21 protein-coding genes are annotated in these 18,870 nt (G+C 63.2%); 6 read left to right on the top strand and 15 right to left on the bottom strand.

The genetic code is table 11. From position 1 onward, the window contains the following. From HMPREF1546_RS15020 to murI, 12 genes are all read right to left on the bottom strand, one after another. On the bottom strand, positions 1-955 hold a 955-nt coding region (locus HMPREF1546_RS15020), incomplete at its 3' end, for a YgcG family protein (protein WP_021752084.1). 217 nt (positions 956-1,172) lie between these two features. Beyond that, complete coding sequence (locus HMPREF1546_RS15015) at positions 1,173-2,345, bottom strand: toxic anion resistance protein (protein ID WP_051320049.1); 1,173 nt, start codon at positions 2,343-2,345, stop codon at positions 1,173-1,175. Positions 2,346-2,371: 26 nt separating this feature from the next. Then, on the bottom strand, positions 2,372-2,749 hold the full coding sequence (locus HMPREF1546_RS15010; RefSeq protein ID WP_021748861.1) for a hypothetical protein: 378 nt from the start codon (positions 2,747-2,749) through the stop codon (positions 2,372-2,374). Between the two features lie 14 nt (positions 2,750-2,763). Then, on the bottom strand, positions 2,764-3,486 hold the full coding sequence (locus tag HMPREF1546_RS15005) for a 5-bromo-4-chloroindolyl phosphate hydrolysis family protein (RefSeq protein ID WP_036637052.1): 723 nt from the start codon (positions 3,484-3,486) through the stop codon (positions 2,764-2,766). Positions 3,487-3,611: 125 nt separating this feature from the next. Then, on the bottom strand, positions 3,612-4,148 hold the full coding sequence (locus HMPREF1546_RS15000) for a DUF6512 family protein (RefSeq protein ID WP_036631375.1): 537 nt from the start codon (positions 4,146-4,148) through the stop codon (positions 3,612-3,614). Between the two features lie 71 nt (positions 4,149-4,219). Next, positions 4,220-5,407, bottom strand: coding sequence for a hypothetical protein (locus tag HMPREF1546_RS14995; RefSeq protein ID WP_147629944.1), 1,188 nt, complete (start codon positions 5,405-5,407; stop codon positions 4,220-4,222). Positions 5,408-5,599: 192 nt separating this feature from the next. Further along, positions 5,600-5,935: a branched-chain amino acid transporter permease gene (locus tag HMPREF1546_RS14990; RefSeq protein ID WP_021751458.1), complete on the bottom strand. Its 336-nt coding sequence runs from the start codon at positions 5,933-5,935 to the stop codon at positions 5,600-5,602. Continuing rightward, entirely contained in the window at positions 5,932-6,669 is a 738-nt protein-coding gene (locus HMPREF1546_RS14985; protein WP_021751457.1) for an AzlC family ABC transporter permease, read from the bottom strand. Before HMPREF1546_RS14985 ends, HMPREF1546_RS14990 begins: the two co-directional genes overlap by 4 nt. After that, positions 6,660-6,929, bottom strand: a complete 270-nt coding sequence (locus tag HMPREF1546_RS14980; protein ID WP_021751456.1) for a GNAT family N-acetyltransferase — start codon at positions 6,927-6,929, stop codon at positions 6,660-6,662. Before HMPREF1546_RS14980 ends, HMPREF1546_RS14985 begins: the two co-directional genes overlap by 10 nt. 34 nt (positions 6,930-6,963) lie before the next feature. Next, positions 6,964-8,709 carry an arginine--tRNA ligase gene (gene argS, locus HMPREF1546_RS14975; RefSeq protein WP_021751455.1) on the bottom strand — a complete coding sequence of 582 codons (1,746 nt, stop codon included), beginning with the start codon at positions 8,707-8,709 and terminating at the stop codon, positions 6,964-6,966. Positions 8,710-9,011: 302 nt separating this feature from the next. Continuing rightward, the gene (locus tag HMPREF1546_RS14970) at positions 9,012-9,458 is read right to left on the bottom strand and encodes a DUF1934 domain-containing protein (protein ID WP_021751453.1); all 447 of its coding nucleotides are present in this window, start codon (positions 9,456-9,458) and stop codon (positions 9,012-9,014) included. Then, a complete protein-coding gene (gene murI / locus HMPREF1546_RS14965) occupies positions 9,445-10,260 on the bottom strand; it encodes a glutamate racemase (protein WP_021751452.1) in 816 nt (271 codons plus the stop codon). The genes HMPREF1546_RS14970 and murI overlap by 14 nt, the downstream gene beginning before the upstream one ends. Before the next feature lie 201 nt (positions 10,261-10,461). Between murI and HMPREF1546_RS14960 the strand changes: the two genes are divergently transcribed. Both HMPREF1546_RS14960 and HMPREF1546_RS14955 read left to right on the top strand, forming a co-directional pair. Beyond that, positions 10,462-10,872, top strand: a complete 411-nt coding sequence (locus HMPREF1546_RS14960; protein WP_021751450.1) for a hypothetical protein — start codon at positions 10,462-10,464, stop codon at positions 10,870-10,872. An 87-nt stretch (positions 10,873-10,959) separates the two neighbouring features. Beyond that, positions 10,960-12,081 (top strand): DUF362 domain-containing protein, encoded by a 1,122-nt coding sequence (locus HMPREF1546_RS14955; RefSeq protein ID WP_021751449.1) that lies wholly within the window; start codon positions 10,960-10,962, stop codon positions 12,079-12,081. Between the two features lie 63 nt (positions 12,082-12,144). On the opposite strand, the gene HMPREF1546_RS14950 is transcribed toward HMPREF1546_RS14955, so the two are convergent. Then, the gene (locus HMPREF1546_RS14950; RefSeq protein WP_021751448.1) at positions 12,145-12,960 is read right to left on the bottom strand and encodes a DUF4358 domain-containing protein; all 816 of its coding nucleotides are present in this window, start codon (positions 12,958-12,960) and stop codon (positions 12,145-12,147) included. A 277-nt stretch (positions 12,961-13,237) separates the two neighbouring features. Between HMPREF1546_RS14950 and brnQ the strand changes: the two genes are divergently transcribed. Together brnQ and HMPREF1546_RS14940 are read left to right on the top strand one after the other, a co-directional pair. Then, the gene (gene brnQ / locus HMPREF1546_RS14945) at positions 13,238-14,518 is read left to right on the top strand and encodes a branched-chain amino acid transport system II carrier protein (RefSeq protein WP_021751446.1); all 1,281 of its coding nucleotides are present in this window, start codon (positions 13,238-13,240) and stop codon (positions 14,516-14,518) included. Between the two features lie 40 nt (positions 14,519-14,558). Next, positions 14,559-14,951: a VOC family protein gene (locus HMPREF1546_RS14940; RefSeq protein WP_021751445.1), complete on the top strand. Its 393-nt coding sequence runs from the start codon at positions 14,559-14,561 to the stop codon at positions 14,949-14,951. Positions 14,952-15,080: 129 nt separating this feature from the next. On the opposite strand, the gene HMPREF1546_RS14935 is transcribed toward HMPREF1546_RS14940, so the two are convergent. Both HMPREF1546_RS14935 and HMPREF1546_RS14930 read right to left on the bottom strand, forming a co-directional pair. Then, a complete protein-coding gene (locus tag HMPREF1546_RS14935; protein ID WP_051320048.1) occupies positions 15,081-16,370 on the bottom strand; it encodes a sensor histidine kinase in 1,290 nt (429 codons plus the stop codon). 2 nt (positions 16,371-16,372) lie between these two features. Further along, on the bottom strand, positions 16,373-17,086 hold the full coding sequence (locus HMPREF1546_RS14930) for a LytTR family DNA-binding domain-containing protein (protein WP_036631374.1): 714 nt from the start codon (positions 17,084-17,086) through the stop codon (positions 16,373-16,375). A 247-nt stretch (positions 17,087-17,333) separates the two neighbouring features. Here HMPREF1546_RS14930 and HMPREF1546_RS14920 point away from each other — a divergent pair, with 247 nt between their 5' ends. Together HMPREF1546_RS14920 and HMPREF1546_RS14915 are read left to right on the top strand one after the other, a co-directional pair. After that, the gene (locus HMPREF1546_RS14920; RefSeq protein ID WP_025544916.1) at positions 17,334-18,107 is read left to right on the top strand and encodes a TraX family protein; all 774 of its coding nucleotides are present in this window, start codon (positions 17,334-17,336) and stop codon (positions 18,105-18,107) included. Between the two features lie 19 nt (positions 18,108-18,126). Next, positions 18,127-18,870 carry an ABC transporter ATP-binding protein gene (locus tag HMPREF1546_RS14915; protein ID WP_021751440.1) on the top strand — a complete coding sequence of 248 codons (744 nt, stop codon included), beginning with the start codon at positions 18,127-18,129 and terminating at the stop codon, positions 18,868-18,870.

Genomic DNA, 18,870 nt, shown 5'->3' with positions numbered 1-18,870 from the left:
CCCGGGACCCTCCGGCACTCCCGAAGGAGCCTCCGCCGAACATGCCTCCCCGGCTGCCGCCGAAGCCGTCCCCGCCGAATGTTCCGCCGGAGGGCGGCCGGCGCGGTGGCTTTGGCGGTCTTGGAGGACGGGGTGGCCTGGGCCGCTGGGGCCGTCCCCAGAAGATGGGGTAGTACAGCACCGTGGGCCGTCCCATACCGGGCCGCAGATACCGCCGGCGGTAGCGGGAGTACCGCATTCCGTCCAGGATCACCCACAGCACCAGCAGCACCACTAGCAGAACCACAACGCCGCTCACCAGGGACCCAAGGGCCGGCGCCACATAGCCGTGGGTCTCCGTATAGTAGTACCCGCTGCCGCTGGAATAGGTCTCCCGGACGGCAGGGATATACCCCTCCCGGATCGTGACGCCGTAGAAGTCGGCGAACCAGGCGATGAAGGCATCAAAAGTCGCCTTCACACCGGCGTCGTACTCCCCGGCAGCGAAATCATTCTCCAGGTAATAGGACTGCAGACTCATGAAATCGTCCGCGTGGCTCTCCAGCCCGGTCCCCACCACCACGCAGTAGTCGCCCATCAGGCCGCTTTGGGAGATGTTGTCCAGCGCCAGCAGCATCACCACGCCGTTGTTCCGCTCTGCGGAGCCTACGCCATAGCTGTTCCCCAGATCCGAGGCATAGTCCATGATGTCCGCGCCGCCAGTGGAGTTCACCACACTTACCAGGATCTGGGCCCCGGTCTGGGCAAACAAGGAGGCGTTCATGGCGTCGATATGCTCCATGGTCTCATCCGTCAGCACCCCGGCGTAGTCATATACATACGTATAGGACCCCACAATGGCGGTGGACGCCTGGCCTCCGGTGTCCGGCTTCTTGGCCTGCCCAATCACCACCCCGGCCACGATGGCTAAAATCAGCACCACCGCCGCCACGGCCCGTTTCTGAAAAAACTTCATAAGCGTATGTCCTCTCCGTCCCTTCCCCGCAAGCGGGAAAGGGGGCTAAGGGAAAGCCTCCGGTTTTCCCCAGTTCTTCCGCCATTGGCGAAAGAAGAAATTTGAATCATTTTCGCCGCAGCGTGTACGTGGCGAAACTACCTTGATCCAAGCGCCCCGGGCGCGTTCACCAGTGCGCAGACTGGTGGGGATTCCAAAGGGGGATCCTGCTCTCCCTTTAATTTCTCAGCTCCAACAGCTTTTGCTTCAGCTCGCCTTCGATGCGGCCCAACTCCGCCTCGGCGGCCCTGCGCTTCTGGGCGCCCTCCCGCTGGATGTTCAGCACCTCGTCCAGCGTGGAGATCAACTGCTGGTTGGTGTGCTGCAGCGTCTCAATGTCCACCACGCTCCGCTCTGCCTCCTTGGCGGTCTCAATGGTGCCCATCTTCAACAGATCCGCGTTCTTTTTCAGCAGCTCATTGGTCATCTCCGTCACGGCGCTCTGGGCCGCCGTGGCCTGGCGGCCGTGCTCCAGCCCCAGGGCCAGCACCATCTGACTCTTCCACAGGGGGATGGTGTTCACCAGGGAGGACTGGATCTTTTCCACCATCAAGGTATCGTTGTTCTGCAGCAGCCGAGTCTGGGGGCCCATCTGCACAGAGATCATCCGGGTCAGCTCCAGGTCGTGGAGCTTTTTCTCAAACCGCTCACACATCTGGACCATGTCGTTGTATGCCTGGGCGTCCTCCTGAGCGCCGGACTGTTCTGCCTTGGCCTTCAGAGCAGGCAGTTCGCCCGCCCGCATGTCCTCCAGCTTCTTCTTGCCCGCCAGAATGTACATGGTGAGCTCCTTGTAGTATTTCAGGTTCAGCTCATACATCTGGTCGAACATGGCCACATCCTTCAAAAGCGTGACCTGATGCTGCTCCAGCTCCCGGGCGATCTTGTCCACGTTGGACTCCACCTTGGCGTACTGGGCCTTCATGGCCTCCAGCTTGCTGCCCGTCTTTTTGAAGAGGCCGAAGAGCCCCTTCTTCTCCTCTTCCTCGCCGAAGCCCTTCAACTCCACCACCAGCTCGCTGAGGGACTTGCCCACCTCTCCCAGGTCCTTGGTGCGCACAGAGTTCAGGGCGTTCTCAGAAAAGCTGGCCACGTTCTTCTGGGCCGCCGCGCCGTACTGCAGGATCAGGTTGGAGTCCGTCAGGTCGATCTTCTTGGAAAACGCCTCCACCGCCTGTTTCTCCGCGTCGTTCAGCAGGTTCTCGTCCAGCCGCACCGGCGTCGCCTCCGGCTTGGCGGCCTCCGGTGCGGGGGCGGCGGGCGCTGCCGGGTCCAGAGTCAGTTGGGGCACCGCATCCGTCCGGCTGGGATCCAGGGTCAGTTCAGGCATCATGCTCTTCTCGTCTGCCATTGTGTCATCCTCCATCATAGTATCATTCACTCTCTGCCATTTTCTTCATTCCGGCGGGCTTTTCCCGCCGCCCGCACACCGCAGACAGCATAAACCACTGCGTACACCACCCCCAGCACACCGCAGAGGTTGCAGATGCCCGGGGCCTGCTTCATAAAACCGATACCTAGCAGCAGCCATATCACAGAAGAGAAAAAGTGATGGGCAGCCTCTCCCCACCTTCCCGCCTGTTTACAGGCCTTGTCCAGTCGAAGGCCCAAAGCCACCGCCCCCGCCAGCCATGCCAGCGGCAGCAGGAGCTCCGCGTTATGCAACCCGCCACGCTCCAGTTTCCAGAACAGAAGGACAAATCCTGCGGCCATATAGAAAACCAGGCCCGCCATTCTGATGGCGATCTTTCTCATGGCGTTTCCTCCGATCACAGCTCCAGCCGGATATCGGTCTCTTTCTTCTCGTCCGGCTCCGCCTTCAGCGGGCTGTCCACCAGTCCCTCCCGGGCCATCATGTTCTCCAGCACCGTGATGTCCGTGGAGATGTCCAGGGCTTCGGCGCCGTACAGGCTGTCCAGCTGCTTTTCAAAGGCCGCCACGATGGTCCGCATCATCCCCTCCACCTTGGCCAGGGTGGTGTCGATGTTCTCCCCGGAGATCCCGGTGCCGCTCATGCGGTCATAGGCGTTCAGCAGCTTCAGGGTGGTGGGCAGGTAGTAGTCCAGAAAGCGCCGGATCTGGGGCAGCTTCTCCGGGTGCGTGCGCACTTCGTCGAAGATCCGGGCGCTCACCTGCTCCAGCCGCACGATGTCGGCGGAGATGCCGGGGTCCGCGATATTCTCGTCCAGCCGCTTCATCTCCCGGGTGGCCAGCTCCCCGTCGCGGACCATCTTGTCCAGCTCCGGATTGCCAGTGGAGGCCGGTTTCTTTTCAGCGGGCTCCTCCGCCTTTTCCGGCGGCGCCTCGCCGGCCTCCTCCCCCGCGGGGCCGCCCCGGCACAGGGCGGACGCCGCCGCGAACGCCAGAAGGGAGGCCCCCGCCGCCAGGGCATAGTGCAGCGGCTCATACAGCGGCAGCACCAGCGCGTAGGCCAGCCATACCGCCGCAGCGGCGTAAAAAGGCGCCGCACGCTTCTGTCTTGTGGTCTTCATCCGCTTCAGCCTCCCCAGGTCGCTTTTAACAATATTATACCCCGCCGGAGAGAGCCGGTCAACGGCAGGGACAGAAAATCCCCGGAAGCAAAGCGGCGCCCCTCTCGAAAGAGGGGCGCCTGCTTTCATTTGGGGATTCCATAGCCCAGCGTCACCGGGTCCTGCCACAGCCCCAGCTCCGGCGGATGGAATGTGCAGTAGACGAAAAGGAACGCCAGCCCCCACAGCGCCAGCAGGCCCAGGATCTGCTGCCAGAGAGAGGTGAACCGCCCCCGCCGCAGAAGCCGGAAATCCAGGGCGAAGGCCCCCAGCACGGAGAGGTAGAACACGGCGATGTCCGCCCAGAGCAGATGCCGCCCCAGCACGCCGGTGTACGTATAGAACAGCACCGGGATCAGCGCGACCCCTGTCACCGTGCTGACGCCCCGGGCCGCCAGAAAGTTCGGATAGTTTCGTCCCAGGCAGCACACCTGTACCACGGAAAACAGGAACATGGGGAAAAACAGCAGCTTCATATGTTCCCAGGTGGACTCATTCACCGCAGAGAAGGCAGCCGCCGCGCCCCATCCGCCGCTCCAGTCGTAGACAAAGTGCAGCAGCGTCCCCAGCGCCGCCGTGAACAGCGCACCCGCCAGCTCCCAGTAAAACAACCGCTTCCCCATATCCGCCTCCATGACAAAACAAAAGGACTGCGGCCAGGCCGCAGTCCCAGTTTATACCGGCGTTGGCAGATTTATGCATCCAGATACGCCCCATAGCTTCCCAGAGTCTCCGCCAGCGTCTCCGGCGTCCAGTCCCAGTAGTCGGCGTCCCGCAGGCACCGGCCCAGGACGGCACACAGCTCCCGGACCTCTGCGTCTGTCCGGTCATCCAGCAGGTCGGGCAGGGCCGTCATGTCCTCTGCCGGGTGGTCCAGGATGTAGTTGGGCAGCAGCCAGTCATGGGAGAACCCCTCCGTCAGGAAGAATGCGTCCACCAGCTCCGAAAGCGGGGCTTCCTCCCCAGAGCCGGACAGTGGCAGCGCCACGGCGCTGCCTCCGGTGGCCAGACCGTCACAGGTCCAGTCGCCGTCCTCATTTTTCTGGATACTGGCCTCGCCGCCATAGCCGTAGTACCCGTCCGCATCCGGTTCTCCCAGCCCTGCGCCCGCCTGCCAGCTGTTGGCCATCTCTCCATACGGGTCATCCACCAGCAGCCGGAAGCCCAGCCCGGCACAGAAGTTCTCCGGCTCACCGTAATAGGCGTCAAACACGCTGGCGCCGTTGGCCTGGAAGTCCAGGGGCTTCCAGCTGACCCAGTCCGGCACATGGCGGACATTCTCCGCCACGGCCTCGTTCAGCTGCCGGGCGATCTCTTCGTAGTCCGTCTCTGCCCCATCCACCGCGGGACCGCAAAACGCCGCGTCCCACAGGGCGTCCTCGGCGATCCCCTGCAGCAGACCGCTCAGGCCGGATTCCCCCTCCGCCGCAGCCGTCACACAGGCATAGTGGGTCTCCCCGTCCACGGTCCACAGCACCACGTCCCCGCCGGTGCAGCACTGGAGGGTGGTCTCCCCGTCCGGGGCGGTCATGGCAAAGAGCCGTCCTCTGCTTTCGATGTCGCTCCACTGGTCTCCCCAGGCCTCCGCCGAGGCCGGCTCCCACTGGTAGCCGATGGAGAACAGGTTCTCCCGCCCCGCCACGTTCCGGGCGGCCTCCGGGGTGATGGAGAGGCTGATGCCTGTGGCATCTTCCTCTTCCACATCCAGGGTGAAAGTCAGGTCCTTCGTGATCTCAGCGTACGCCGCCATGGCGGAGGCCGTCAGCTCCTCGCCGGAGAGGGGCTCCGTCTCTTCCGGGACTTCCTCCGGCAGCTGCTCCCCGGCAGTGCCGCAGCCGGCCAGCAGCGCCAGCAGCACCCCGCAGAGAAGAAATCGCTTCATGTTCCGCACCTCGCTTTCCAGATCCTGGTTTTTGCGCTCCGTTCTCTGCATTTTATACCCAGAATACCCTGATTTTTCGCAAAAATCCTCTCAGTTTCACAACAAATTGTAACGATTCGGAAACAAGGAAGCCTCCCCCGGCACTGAAAAATGCCGGCCGGGCTTCCGCCGGCCGGCATCTCTTCTCTTTTCTCAGACAAACACCGCCTGTACCAGCACCATGTACAGCACAGTGCCCCCGGCGATGGACAGCAGCACATTCCGCTTCCAGAGGTGGAGCCCCGCCACCGCCGCAATGGCGATCAGCTCCGGCGCCCCGTGGGGCACCGACAGCCAGGAGACGCTCCGCAGGCAGTACACCACCAGCAGGCCCATCATGGCGGGCGGAAGGACTTTCCCCAGGTATGTCACCACGGCGGGGGGCCGTTTCTTCTCCGGAAACAACCAAAAGGGCAGCCATCGGGTCAGCTGGGTCCCGGCGGCCACCGCCAGGATGATGCCCAGCGTCTGCAAAGGCGTCAGCGTCACAGGGCTCCCTCCTCTCCGCTGCGGTCCAGGCGGTGCCGTGCACTCAGCAGCACCGCCAGCACCAGCACCATGGCGGGGATCACCATGTTGTCCGCTCCGAACACCGCCAGGCTGGCGGCGGCGCAGAGGATCCCCATCACCCCGGCGGGCCGGTTCTCCAGCTTCTTACACTGCTCCAGGAACAGCACCACGAACAGCGCCGTCAGAGCAAAGTCCAGGCCCGTGGTGTCAAAGGTGAGGAAACTCCCCAGCAGGCCGCCCAGGGCTGTGCCCGTAATCCAGTAGAGGTAGTCCAGCAGGGAGATCCAGAAGTAGAAGTCCTTCCGGGCCACGCCCTCCGGCGGCTCCAGAGTGGACACCAGGGAAAACGTCTCATCGCACAGCACGTAGATCAGAAACGGCCGCACCTTCCCCAGGCCCTTGTACTTGTCCAGCAGGCTCAGCCCGTAGAACATGTGCCGGGCATTGACCATGACGGACAGCAGAAACGCCTGCACAGGGTCAAAGGCCGTGGTCAGCAGCGTGACGGCCACAAACTGCATGCTGCCCCCAAAGGCGATGGCGCTCATGAGGACGGACCATCCCGGCCCATACCCCTTGGACTGCATCAAAAGGCCATAGGCAGTCCCCAGGCACAAAAAGCCCGTCATCACCGGGATGGTGGCGGGAAACGCCGCCCGGAGCGCCATGCTGCTCCCACCGGCGCGGCGGCTCTCGTCGTCTCTCAGGGGCACAGCAGATCGGCCTCCTCCGGGTGCCTTTCAAACCAGATTTCGGCATAGGAACACGTCGCCCTGGCGCGCTTTCCCTCCGCGCGGATTTGGTCGGCCGCCGCCTGGAGCAGCTGCCCCGCCACGCCCTGACCCCGGAGCGTATCGTCCACAAATGTGTGGTCGATATCCGCCGCCCCATCCCGGTCGGGAAATGTCACCTCCGCGATCACCCGGCCTTCTTCCTCGGCGTAGATACGCCCCGGCTCTCTCTGAAATTCCATGGGTCTTCCTCCTGCATCCTGTCCCGCCGTCTTTTTACATCTTCTCCGGCGCGTCCACGCCGATGAGCTTCAAGCCGTTCCGCAGGACGATCCGGGTATCATCCGCCAGCTTCAGCCGGGCGTCCCGGACCGCCGACTCCTCGCCCTTGATGCGGCAGGCGGTGTAGAACCGGTGGAAGCAGGCCGCCAGCTCCTGGAGATAGCGGTTGATGTGGCTGGGGTCGTAATCCCGGGCCGCCAGCTTGATCTCCTCGCAGAACTGGGCGATCTGCTTCAGCAGGGCCCGTTCCGCCTCGCCGGAGAGCAGGGACATGTCCACGTCCGCCTGTCTGGGCACGGAGGTGCCCTCCTCCGCCAGAGCCCGCAGCAGTGAGCAGATCCGGGCGTGGGCGTATTCCACGTAGTAGATGGGGTTTTCGCTGTCCTCCCGGACCGCCAGACCCAGATCGAACTCCATCTGGGTATCCGGCTTGGCATTGAAGTACCACCGGGCGGCGTCCACGCTGACCTCGTCCAGCAGGTCGGACAGGGAGATGGCCTTGCCGGTACGCTTGCTCATCCGTACCACCTCACCGTCCCGCAGCAGCTTCACCAGCTGCATCAGCACGATGTCCAGCCGCTCGCTGCCGTTGAGGCCGAGCGCGTCCAGGGCGCCCTTCAGCCGGGCCACGTGGCCGTGGTGGTCCGCACCCCAGATGTTGATGACCTTGTCGAAGCCCCGGACAGCGAACTTGTTCCGGTGATAGGCGATGTCCGCGGCGAAGTAGGTGTAAAACCCGTTGGCCCGGCGCAGTACGTCATCCTTCAGGTCCAGCTTCTCGATGTCCGCCTCTTTCTTCCCCTGCCTGCGGTAGTGGTCCCGTAGGATGTCGGCCGTGCGGAGCCACAGGGCGCCGTCCTTCTCATAGGTCCAGCCCCGCTCCGCCAGCAGATCCACTGTCTCCTTCACATAGCCGCTCTCATGGAGAGAGGACTCGTAGAACCAGTTGTCATAGTGGATCTTGTACCGCTCCAGATCGGTCTTCATCTTAGGCAGGTTGATGGACAACCCGAACTGGGCCAGCGCCTCCTGGCGCTCCGCCTCCGGCACATCCAACAGCTTGTCTCCGTTTTTCTCATAATAGGCCCGGGCCAGGTCCTTGATGTCCTCACCCTGGTATCCGTCCTCCGGGAAGGGCACCGCGTCCTCCCCCCGGATGATCTGGAGATACCGGGCTTCAATGGAGTGGGCGAACTTATCGATCTGGTGGCCCGCGTCGTTCACGTAAAACTCCCTCGTCACGTCGGCGCCGCACGCCGCCAGCACGCTGGCCAGGGTGTCTCCCAGCACGCCGCCCCGGGCATTGCCCATGTGCATGGGGCCCGTGGGGTTGGCGGAGACGAATTCCACCATGATCTTCTGCCCCTTCAGGTGGTCGGCGGTGCCGTAGCCGGCACCCTCGCTCTCCACCGCCTCGCAGACGGCAGCGTACCAGCTGTCGTTGAGACGGAAGTTCAGAAAGCCCGGTCCCGCAATCTCCGCGGAGGCAAAGTAGCTCCCCGCCAGGTCCATGTGGTCCAGCAGTGCCTGGGCGATATTACGGGGCGGCTGCCGCAGCGCCTTGGAGGCCGCCAGGGCAAACGTGGTGGTGAAATCGCCGTTGGCGGTGTCCTTGGGGATCTCCACCGGGGCGGTCTTCACCTCCGCCTGGGGCAGCGTCCCGTCCGCCACTGCAGCCTGATAGGCGGCCATGGCCAGCGCCGCCGCCTGGTCCTTCGCGTTTTGTACCATGTTGATCATATCGTTCCCTCTTTCGTGAATGAGGAATTCAGAATGAGGAATTTTGGTGTCCGGCAAAGCCGGACAGATTCCAATTGCCACCTGCGGCGGCACCGCAATTCCTAATTCCCAACCCCTGTTTTTCCCGTTTTACCCGGGTCTTAAAGCTGTTTTTCCCTGTCACCGTGCGCTTCCCACGGGACAGATCCCGGGGGACCCCTTTTCTCGGAATCCCCGGGCGAAATGAATTCGCCCTCCGCCAAAGATTTTGGCTCCTCCAAAATACTTGGACGCGCTGCCGCACGGTTTGCCGGAACGCTCTCTTACTTTCGCTTTACCCGGATCTTGAAGCTGTTTCTTCCTGTCACCGTATGCTCGACCGCGATGGAGTACTTGATCTCCAGCAGGCCGCCCCGCTCGCTGAGGTTGTGCCGCAGGGCGCTGGTCTGGATATCCACCGACAGCTCCCCGTAGGGGGTCTCATACAGGGACGTGTGCTGCCGCCCCTCCTCAAACACCATCTGGGAGTTCACACTGCCCACCCGGCGCAGGATCACCTGGGGCCCGCTGACCTCAAAGGTGGTGGTCGTCCCCTCCATGCCGGTGAGGGCTGTCTCCTGATAGGTCAGCAGCAGGCCCTCCTCCGTCAGCTCCAGGGTCCCCTCCGTCGTCAGCTCCGTGGCATCCGGGTCCACATCGTCAAAATACTGCTCTCCCCGGATGAAGAGCAGCACCGGCAGCTTCTTCCGCCGCGTCTCAATATCGTTCAATGTCAATCCTCCGTGCTGTATGGCGCAGGTCCTCCTGCAGAAACAGCGAGGCCGTCCGCTCAAAATCCTCCACCCGGTCACTGACGTAGAACTCCGTCTCGCCGCGGCGGCGCTCGTCCGCCCGCAGCTCCCGGGCCTTCAGCATCCGCTTCAGCTCAAAGGCGGACTCCTCCCCGGCGGACACCAGCTCCACGCCCGGCCCCATCACGTCCCCGATCACATCCGTCAGCAGCGGGTAATGGGTACAGCCCAGAATCAGGGTGTCCACCCCCGCATTCTTCAGGGGCGTCAGATACTCCCGGGCCACGGTCTCGATCACCACGTCTCCCCGCCGGATGCGCCCGGCCTCCGCCAGGGGCACGAACAGGGGGCAGGCCCGGCTGAACACGGTCACCTCCGGGTCCAGCCGCCGGAGAGCCGCCTCGTAGGCACCGGAGCGGACGGAGGCCGCCGTGGCAATGAGCCCTACCCGCTTGTTTTGGGTCATCAGCACCGCCCGGCGGCAAGTGGGCTCTACCACGCCTACCATGGGCAGGTCGTTTTCCGCCTGCAGCGCCGCCAGCGAGGTGGTGGTCACCGTCCCGCAGGCGATGAGGATGGCCTTCAGATCGAAGGAGCGCAGGAAACGCACATCCTGGCGGGCGTATTTCAAAATGGCCTCCCGGGAACGGCTGCCATAGGGCACCCGGGCGGTGTCGCCGAAGTAGATCAGGTCCTCCTCCGGCAGGATGCGCCAGAGGGAGTGCACCGCCGTCAGACCCCCCAGGCCTGAATCGAATACCCCGATGGGACGCTGGTCCATCCCGCTCCGCCTCCTTCTTCTCCCGCCGCCGGACCGGCGGCCGCCTCATGCTCATTTTGCATCTGGATTACATATTATACTATGCGGCGCCTTCTGCCGCAAGACAGATTTTAGTCTTTTTGCCCTGTTTTTTATGTGGAATTCTGCGTATGTCTCTGCTATAATCGTGACAGTATCATCTATTTGGGAGGTGTCTGCCCCATGAAGATCGAACTGACGGAACAGCAGTTCCGGTATCTGCTGGATCTGGTATACATAGGAAACTGGGTCATCAATTCCACCCGGGAGAACGACCGCATCCAGGAATACGACCAGGTGGAGAGCCTGATTTTCTCCCACTGCCTGCACCACAAGATGAGCAAGCTGGTGGAGCTGTACCGGGGGGAGCTGATCCCCTCCCGGGCCTTTGCGGACGGCGGCATCCACGAGGCCATCGAGCAGTATGAGGACGTGGTGTTCTATGAGATCCTGGCGGAGGAGCTGGCCCTGCGGGACATGGATGGGGAACCCCTGACCCGTGAAAACTATGGGGAGCTGATGGAGCGGATCGACGCTTATCTCTCCGAGTTTGACGAGCACGGCACCGACAACATCTCTGTGGACCTGCCGTAAGGCGGAAGGCACGCCGCCCCGGCACCGGAGAGATTTCTCTCCAGGCTTGTTTCAAAGAACAGAAAGAGAAAAAGGAGCAACGAGATCATGGCTGAAAAATCCAAAGTCTACTTTGCGGACTTCCGCGCCCCCAGCTGGCGGGAGAACCTGCCCCAGAAGCTGGCCCGGCTGATGATGACTGCCGGCTTCGGCGATATCGATATGGACGGCAAGTACGTGGCCATCAAGATGCACTTCGGCGAGCCGGGCAACCTGGCCTACCTCCGCCCCAACTGGGCCCGGGCTGTGGTGGACCTAGTGAAGTCCCACGGCGGCAAGCCCTTCTTGACGGACTGCAATACCCTGTATGTGGGCGGCCGGAAAAACGCCCTGGACCACATCGAATCGGCTTATATCAACGGCTTCACCCCCTACTCCACCGGCTGCCACATCCTGATCGCCGACGGCCTGAAGGGCAACGACGAGGTGGAGGTTCCCGTGGAGGGCGGGGAGTATGTGAAGTCCGCCAAGATCGGCCGTGCGGTGATGGACGCGGACGTGTTCATCTCCCTGACCCACTTCAAGGGCCACGAGCAGGCCGGCATGGGCGGCGCTCTGAAGAACATCGGCATGGGCTGCGGCTCCCGGGCCGGCAAGATGGAGCAGCACAACTCCGGCAAGCCCTTCGTCAAGCAGAAGAAGTGCATCGGCTGCCGGGCCTGCGCCAGGATCTGCGCCCACGGCGCGCCCCAGTTCGGTGCCGACGGCAAAGCCACCATCGACACGGACAAGTGCGTGGGCTGCGCCCGGTGTCTGGCGGTGTGCCCCAAGGATGCCATCCAGTGCCTGTATGACGAGGCGCCCGCTATTCTGAATAAGAAGATCGCCGAGTACACCAAGGCCGTGGTAGACGGCCGCCCCTGCTTCCACGTGTCCCTGGTAGTGGATGTCTCCCCCAACTGCGACTGCCACGCGGAGAACGATGTCCCCATCGTCCCGGACGTGGGCATGTTTGCCTCCTTCGACCCGGTGGCTCTGGACCAAGCCTGTGCCGACGCCGTGCTGGCCCAGACTCCCGCGCCCAACTCCGCCCTGTTTGACGAGGGCTGCGACTGCTCCTCCGGTGACTACTTCCACGCCGCCCATCCGGACACGGACTGGGCCGTCTGCCTGGAGCACGCGGAGAAGATCGGCATCGGCACCCGGGCATACGAGCTCATCAAAATCTGATCTGAACGAAACGAAGCAGGACTTAAAAAGTCCTGCTTCGTTTTCCGCATTGCGGGCCCCCGCTCAGGCGAACAGGGCGTTGAACTGCTCCACCACCGCGTCCGCGCCGGTGTGCGCCACCAGCATCACAAAGTTGCCATTGGAGACAATCCGGGACTCGTTCCGCCACATCTCCGTGGGCGCGGGGTACCAGGCACCGCCGGGGCTTGTGCCGTCCCCCACCTGATAGTCGATTCGGGCCTGGAAGATGTCCTTCACCGCCTGGACATCGCCGCTGTTCTCCACCTCTACCAGGGCAATCTCGTCACCGGAGGCGGAGATCATGGCCATCTGCACCAGACACTGCTGGGTGGCGATGGCGGAGAGTCCCGCATAGAACGTATCCAGCGTCTCACCCTCCACGGCCATCAGGGCGGGCCACGTCTCCTGGTCCCCGGTCACGGAAGCGCAGAAATCCGCCAGATCCACGCCGGAAGCAGACTCCGCTGGAGGGGCAGGGGCGGGCTGGGCCGGCGTCTCCGGCTCCTTGTCCGGCTGCTGGGGCTTTGTGTCCTCCACCGGCTGGTATACCGGCTTCTCCGCCGGGTCTGCCGGACGGCTCCCCGTCTCCGGCTCCTTCGCCGGGTCCGCGGGGCGGGAGCCCAGATCCGGCTCGTCCTCCTGGAGCTGCTGGGAATCATCCGCCGTCTCAGGGCCCTCTATGGTCACAGGGACGCCGTCCTCCCCATCGGTTTCCGAAGTCTCTTCCTCCTGGGGCGGCGCAGCTTCCTCCATCTTCTGGTCCTGGGCGGCGTCCTCCTGCGCCTCCGTTCCTCCACAGGCAGCCAGCGCCAGTATCAGCGCCAGAGCCAGCAATCCTGCAAGTCCTCTCTTTTTCATGTTTTTCTCCTAACCTCTCACGGGATTTCACGGCGCTCCGCCGCGGTCTGAGAGGTTAGACGGGCTCTACGGAAAAAAGTTCCCGCTCCGGCGATTTTTCTCCGCTGCTCCGCCCATGACCGCCCCGGTGTGTATAACATTGACTTTTTTCGGAAATTCAAATATAATTGTTTTATCCAAACATCAAATAAATACACAGGCCGCGCGTCGTCCGCGCGGCCGCTTTGCCCTTATTCAGCGGACATCCGTCCACCTGCAAGGCAAGAGGAGGTCTCCTATGAAGAAACACCTTCAGGACAGCTTGGTCATCGGTTTCGCCCTGTTCTCCATGTTTTTCGGCGCAGGTAATGTCATCTTCCCCCCTTATCTGGGACTGGAATCGGGTCCGGAGTGGCTGGCCGGCTTTTTCAGTTACTTTATGGCCGACATCGGACTGGCCCTGCTGGCTATGTTTGCCATTCTCCGGCAGGGAAGTCCCGACGGGATCACCGCCCGCATCGGCAGGATTCCCTCCACAGCGCTCATGTGCGCCATTGTGCTGTGCATCGGTCCCATGCTGGCCATTCCCCGGACTGCCGCCACCACCTACGAAACTTCTCTGGCCCCGCTGGTGTCCGGCTTCAGTCCGGCGCTCTTCTCCATCCTCTTCTTTCTGCTGATCCTGCTGCTGTGCGTGCGGGAAACAGCGGTGGTGGACATCGTGGGAAAGATCCTGACCCCCGCTCTGCTGATTGGCCTGTTGATCCTGATCGTGGTGGGTGTGGTGAATCCCATCGGGCCGGTGGGTGAGCAGCCGCTGGTGGAGAATGTGGCCGCCACCGGCGTGGAAGCCGGCTATCAGACCATGGACGTGCTGGCGGCCATCGTGTTCGGCTATATCATTCTGAAGAGCGCTCGGGAGAAGGGACACACGACTCCCGGCGCCCAGCTCCGGGTGGTGTCCGGCGCCAGTCTGGTGGCAGGCATCGGCCTGCTGGCGGTCTATCTGGGGCTGACTTATCTGGGCGCCACCACCGCCCGCTTCTTCGACATCACCGTGGACCGCACGTTCCTGGTGGTGTCCATTGTCCGGAACCTGTTGGGGCAGGCGGGCATCATCCTCTTTGCCGTGGTGGTGGCTCTGGCCTGCGTCACCACCGCTGTGGGGCTGGTCAGCGCATGCGCCGATTACTTCTCCGGCCTCTCGGGGGGCCGCGTTTCCTACCGCACGCTGGTGTGCGTCATCTGCGTGTTCAGTGCCGTGGTATCCAACTTTGGTCTCAATGAGATCATCGCCATCGCCTCCCCCATCCTCAGCGTGGTCTATCCCCCCACGCTGGTGCTGATCGTGCTGGCCCTGTTCGGCAGCCGCATCCGCCGGGACTGGGTGTTCCGCCTGGCGGCCCTGGGCGCCCTGGCAGTGAGCCTGCTGGAGGTAGTCCGCACCTACACCGGCGTGGAGCTGGCCTTTCTGGACCTGCTGCCCCTGGCGTCTCTGGATTTCGGCTGGGTGTTGCCCGCCGCTGTCTGCGGCGCAGTGGGCGCCCTGATTCCCGGCGGCCGGACTGCCGCCTCCTGATGCCATATTTTCATTTTTCACATACTGGAGGACTGATTGTATGAAACAGCACTATCAAGGTCTCGGCCACATTGCCGTGTATACGGCGGATATGGATGCCAGCATCGCCTTTTACGAGAAGATCGGCGGCAGCCTGCATCTCCGGGCCCCCGCCTGCCCGCCGGAACAGCAGCGGGAGCTGGCCCTTGTGGAGTTCGGCGGCTTCCTGGTGGAGTTGATCGCCGCCCCTGTGCCGGAGGGTGCGGGCTGCATCCCTCATTTCGCCGTCTATGTGGACGATGTGGACCAAGCCGCCGCGGATCTCCGCGCCGCCGGCGTGGACACCTTCCAGACCGCAGAGAAGTGCGTGATGCCCAACACCTTCGGCGGGTTGGAGAACTGGTTCTTCACTGGCCCCTCCGGGGAACAGATCGAACTTTTGAAGATGCTTTGAGTCCGCTTTGGCCGCGGAACAGGGAGACCGTCCATTGGACGGCCTCCCTGTTTTTCTGTGCAAATACACCGCAGATATGGAAAATCGAGCTCTCTCCTGTGTCTGCGGCGGCCGTCAGCGCATGGGGATTTACAGTGTTTCGGCCTGCCCTGCCAGGGGCAGGCACACCACCAGCTCGAACCCGTTGTCCCGGACCCCGGCGTCCAGGGTGCCGCCGTAGCGCTCTGCGATTTCCCGCATCCCGGGGATGCCGAAGCCGTGGGCGGCCTTGTCCGTCTTGGTAGTTGCAAGATCCGGCTGCACCGCGCCGCCCAGGGTGTTCTCCACCCGCAGCATGAAGAGTCCCTTGTCCGCCTTGCAGCGGATGGTGATTCGCCGTTCCCCGGCGCCCCGGCTGCCCTCGATGGCGTTGTCCAGAGCGTTGCCCAGCAGGGCGCACAGATCCATATCCGCCACAGGCAGGTCCCGGGGCAGGGAGACGGCGAAGTCTGCGGCGACTCCCTCCCGCTCCATGGCCTCCGCCTTGGCGGTGAGGACGGCATTGGCCGCCTCGTTTTCACAGAGCCGTCTGGTTCCCCGCAGGGCCGGGGAACCGGCTATCTGGTCCAGATAGCCGATGGCCCCCTGTTCATCTCCCTGCTCCAGAAAACCCCGGACCGCCGTCAGGTGATTCCGCAGATCGTGGCGGAGACGGCGCACCTGGGTCTCCTGCTGCCGGAGGCCCTGATAGTAGACCTCCCGCAGACCTGCCAGGCGATTTGCCTGCTCCAGCCGCTCGTGATCCGCCAGAATCAAAATGGCGAACAACAGGACCAGAGAGGTCAGAAATACAAAGGGCAGCACCACCATGCCCTGGTACATCGCCACGGTATTGACCTCGATAGAGTCATACCGCCGGAAGGTCAGCAGCACCACGGCGATCAGGGCGCACAGGGGCATGGCCGCTAGACCCAGCACCAGCTTCCACAGCCGCCGGGAGAGCACCACCGGCTCCCGGGGCAGGCGGCGGCGCAGCAACAGCCACAGCGGGCCGAACACCAGCGGGCGGGCCAGGCGCACCAGCACGTCATAGAGCGCATTCCTGTTGATCCGCTCCACATAGGTGTCCAGCAGGGCACACACGGACATCTCCAGGCAGAAGAGGATGATGCACACCGCCACCCGCCCTATCCGGTCACCCCGGGTAGAGAGGAGGAACAAGGCGAAAAACGCCGGCAGCGTATAGAGCAGGTTGGGGTCGCCGATCCAAATCACCATGCCGGTGGACCCCGCCAGGGTCAGAAAGAGCAGCACCCTCCAGAAGCGCCCATTCCGGGGGCGGACAAAGGGGGCACAGAGCTTGTAGAGGAAAAAGCCGCTGGCCGCCACGGTCAGAAAATAGCCGCAGTTGAGCCAGATCTGCCAGAGAACATCCCGCATCCTCATCCCTCCAGCTCCGCCCGGGTAAAGGCCAGCAGGGCCGAGGGCTGGCAGGACCGGCTGACCGGCAGCCGCCGGCCGTCCCGCAGCACCACCTCGCCGCCCTCCATCCGGTCCACAGCTCCTGTCCGAACCAGATACCGCTGGTGGATGCGGACAAAGTCCGCCCCCACCTCCGCCGCCACCGTGTCCAGCTTGCCGTAAAACGTGTACTCCCGTCCGGCGGTGACACAGGCCACCTGCCGCCGGTCCGAGACGAAATACAGAATGTTGGCAATGGGGATCCGGTAGTGGGTGTCCCCGCTGCGGCAGATGTAGGCCCGGTCCAAATCCCGGACCAGCGCCGCCTGTGCCCGGTCCAGCACCTCCTCCAGCTGTTCCGCCTTCGGGGGCTTTAAGAGATACCCCAGGGCCCCCACGGAGTACCCGTCAAAGACGTGCTCTGCATACCCGGTGACGAACACCAGCTGCAGTCCGGCGTCCGCCGCTCGGAGCCGCCGGGCGGTCTCCATGCCGTCCAGCTCCCCCATCTCCATGTCCAGAAACACCAAGTCCAGCTCCCCGGCGTGGCTCTCCAGCCAGCGGAGCAGTCCCTCGCCAGAGGAGAACTCCCGGAACTGCCCTTGAACGCGCCGCTTTTCCAGGACCCGCTCCAGAGCGGCCCGAAGCACCAGCCTGGCGTCGTAGATATCGTCACAGATGCCGATCCGCAGCATCCCCATCACCTCAAACCGAAAACTGCCCGCCGGGGTCCGGCAGGGGGCGCTTTTCGCCCTAAACTACCTGCCCATTCTACCACAGGAACCGCCGTCTGCCAAACCAAACTTGACGGCAAATCCGCCAAACTTGACATCCCCTCCCCTCCCAACGCAAAACTTGACATCCAGGCCGCCGCAGATGACACCCCCGTTTGCGGCGGCTCTTTTTTCGCGGTACGCTGGTGTCAACAAGGAGGGAAACACCATGACAAACGCCACTGCCATCTCCCGCTCCCGTGTGTGGAGCGTGCTCACCACTCCCGCCGCCATCCCCCAGACGGGGCCACGGCTGAAAACCAATCTGGACACGGATCTGCTGAAGCTCATCGCCATCGCCGCCATGCTGATCGACCACATCGGCGGCGCCTTTTTCCCGGAGGTGGGCGTGTTCCGCTGGATCGGCCGACTGGCCTTCCCCATCTTCTGCTACTGCCTGACGGTGGGCCTGCTGTACACCCACGACGTGCGGAAGTACCTGACCCGGCTGGGCATCTTCGCCCTCGTCAGCCAGCCCTTTTACATCCTGGCCTTCCACCCGGTCGGCGAATTCTGGGCCAACCTCACCAACTGGAACATCTTCTTCACCCTGTTCCTGAGCCTGCTGGGCATGTACGGCCTGAAGGAACGGAAATGGTGGCTGTTCGCCCTGGCGCTCTTCACCGTCAGCTGGTGGAACTTCGATTACTCCGGCACCGGCATCCAGCTGATGCTGATCTTCTACCTCTGCCGGAACCGGCCCCGCCTGGGCGCGGCCCTCTACCTCCTCAGTTATCTTCCGGCCCTGATGAACGGCTGGCCGGAGGATCCCCTGTGCCTGACGGTGGGCGGCCTCTGCATCGACTGGTCCATTTTCGCCGTGTTCGCCGCGCCCCTGATCTTCTGCGCCACGCACTCCCGCATCAAGATCAACCGCTGGTTCTTCTACGCCTTCTATCCCGCCCATCTGGCGGCCATCGCCCTGGCGGGGAATATCCTGTGAGACAGAAAGGAAGAGTTTTATGTTAATAGTCAAAGATCTGCACAAATCCTACCAAGTGGGCAAGACCACCTATGAAGTCCTCAAGGGCGTGTCCCTCACGGTGGAGAAGGGGGAGTTCGTGGCTGTTATGGGCCCCTCCGGCTCCGGCAAGACCACGCTCTTAAACTGCATCTCCTGCTACATCCCCATCGACAGTGGGGAGATCATGCTGGGGGATCGGCAGCTGGCAAATCTCAGCGAGGACGCTTTGGCCAAGGTCCGCAACCGGCAGCTAGGCTTTGTGTTCCAGGACTTCCTGCTGCTGGACGGTCTGACAGTCCGGGAGAACATTCTCCTGCCCGCCATCATCGGCGGCGCCGTCACCGGCCAGACGGAGGCCCGGGCGGACCAGCTGTGCGATGTATTCGGTATCTCCGCCATCCGGGACAAATACCCGGCGGAGATCTCCGGCGGTGAGAAGCAGCGTACCGCCGTGGCCCGGGCGCTCATCAACCATCCCCTGCTGATCCTGGCGGACGAACCCACCGGCAACCTGGACAGCAAGTCCAGCCGGGCGGTAATTCGCTCCTTTGAACAGGCCAAGGAATCCCTGGAGGCCACCATCTTCATGGTGACCCACGACTCCTTTGCCGCCTCCTTCTGCGACCGGGTGGTCATCCTCCGGGACGGAGTGGTGTGGCGGACCCTGGAAAAGGGCGCCACGGACCGCACCGCCTTTCAGGACCAGCTGTTGGACGCCATCCGGGACATGGGGAAGGAGTGA

Origin of the sequence: Oscillibacter sp. KLE 1745, from assembly GCF_000469445.2 — a bacterium.
Classification (GTDB): domain Bacteria; phylum Bacillota; class Clostridia; order Oscillospirales; family Oscillospiraceae; genus Oscillibacter; species Oscillibacter welbionis.
This window is presented reverse-complemented; position numbering and strand designations above follow the sequence as displayed.